This is a genomic window from Anaerovibrio sp. (assembly GCF_051866355.1).
GTDB lineage: Bacteria > Bacillota > Negativicutes > Selenomonadales > Selenomonadaceae > Anaerovibrio.
Map to the genome: position 1 here is coordinate 4240 of NZ_JBJDWZ010000100.1, position 1881 is coordinate 6120.

Sequence of the window (1881 nt, forward strand, 5' to 3'; positions counted from 1 at the left end):
GGCAAGACCAGCACCAAGAAGTATGACGCCATAATGTCAGCTGTCTGCAAGGATGGACGTGTCAGGGGGCTTCTCCAATTCTACGGTGCTAATCGCACAGGCCGGTGGGCAGGCAGGCTGGTTCAGGTCCAAAATCTCCCTCGCACTTATATCGAGCAGCTTAATTTCGCGCGAAGCGTCATACGGCACGGGGCAATAGACTTGCTGAAAATCAATTTCGGCTCCGTAGCAAATGCTCTATCCCAGCTTATCCGCACGGCGTTCATTGCCTCTGACGGAAACAAGCTGGTGGATGCTGACTTTTCCAGCATTGAGGCGCGGGTAATCTCATGGCTTGCAGGTGAAAATTGGCGGCTTGAGGTATTCCGTACACATGGCAAGATTTATGAAGCATCCGCCAGTCAAATGTTCGGTGTTCCTTTGGACAGGATAAAGAAGGGAAATCCTGAATATGCCCTGCGGGCAAAGGGAAAAATAGCGGAGCTTGCACTCGGCTATCAGGGCGGCGCAGGGGCCTTGATAACGATGGGCGCGCTCAACATGGGCATTCCTGAAGATGATTTGCAGGATATTGTAACTAGGTGGCGCACATCAAACAAAAGGATAGTCGACCTATGGTATAAAGTCGAAAATGCTGCCGCCTCGGTCATTCAGACGGGAAGCCCTGTCGGGGTCAATAACCTTATATTCGCGAGGGAATTTGACCTCGCGAACGGACTGGATTTCCTGACCATAACTCTGCCCAGCCGTAGGAAACTGTTCTATGTCCAGCCCCAGCTCGGCGAGAACCGCTGGGGAAAGCCGTCTATCATCTACAGGGGCATCAATCAGACCACCAAGCAGTGGACAACGCTTGAAACCTATGGGGGCAAGCTGGTGGAGAATATCGTTCAGGCAATAGCCCGCGACTGTCTTGCCCTTGCCATAGCGCGGCTGGAAGCCTGCGGCTTCGATATAGTATTCCATGTGCATGATGAGGTTGTTATCGACTGCCCTGCCGACAAAGCAGATTTGGATGAGGTCGTACGGCTCATGACTTTGCCGATACCTTGGGCAGACGGATTGCCGCTTAATGCGGATGGTTGGATTGGCGACTTTTTCAGAAAGGATTGAGAAATATGAATCCATTAAAATATATCAGCGATAATCTTACGATTCCTGAGCTTCTTTGCCAGCTTGCAGAGGAATGCTCCGAGCTTTCAAAAGCCTCGCTCAAGGTGAGGCGCACCCTCGTCCCCGGCAGTAGTCCTACCCCTGTCACTCACGAGGAGGCCATGAAAAACTTCAAGGAAGAAATTGCCGATATTCGCTTGGTTCTGCTGGTACTGAATGTCAAACTCGATGACCCTGACATTTCCGCCATTTGCAGTAAGAAAATGGCTAGGTGGGCTAAGCGGTTGGAGGACGCAAAATGCAGTATGACAGAAAAATAAGCATCACCTCCGGCAATAACAGGAAAAGCATAAACTGGCAGGGGCAAATCCTGATGCTGTCTGAGTTTTATGAAAAGCTACGTATCCCCGCGCGGTCAACTGAAACCATGCAGGAATATCTTTCCCTCAAGAAATCCGAGCAGGATGACAGGAAAGACGTTGGTGGCTTCATAGCAGGAAGCCTGTCAGGTACGCGGCGCAAGGCCGGAGCAGTTACCGGGCGCGACCTCATTACCTTGGACTTTGATAATATCCCTCCGGGCGGCACCGACGAGATACTGAAGCGCATTGACGCACTCGGCTGTGGCTACTGCATTTATTCTACAAGGAAGCATTCAGCGGTTTCTCCAAGACTCCGCATACTCCTGCCTTTTGACAGGACGGCTACAGCTGACGAATATGAGCCGGTAGCAAGGTTCATGGCGATGCAGATTGGCATGGAGTTTGC

Annotated in this window: 2 protein-coding genes and 1 pseudogene; all 3 read left to right on the plus strand. The window is 51.4% G+C overall.

The window, feature by feature from the left end; all coding sequences use genetic code 11:
- Positions 1-1113: DNA polymerase (locus tag ACI3UA_RS05490; RefSeq protein WP_439723827.1), on the plus strand; the 1113-nt coding region annotated here is incomplete at its 5' end.
- Between the two features lie 5 nt (positions 1114-1118).
- Positions 1119-1433: a hypothetical protein gene (locus ACI3UA_RS05495; protein WP_439723828.1), complete on the plus strand. Its 315-nt coding sequence runs from the start codon at positions 1119-1121 to the stop codon at positions 1431-1433.
- Positions 1412-1881, plus strand: a pseudogene (locus ACI3UA_RS05500) (virulence-associated protein E); the annotation flags it as partial. The gene ACI3UA_RS05495 and the pseudogene ACI3UA_RS05500, both read left to right, overlap by 22 nt.

What these genes read in the sequence shown, in the direction of transcription:
- ACI3UA_RS05495 (WP_439723828.1), top strand. Translation starts at nt 1,119, where the DNA reads ATGAATCCATTAAAATATATCAGCGATAATCTTACGATTCCTGAGCTT.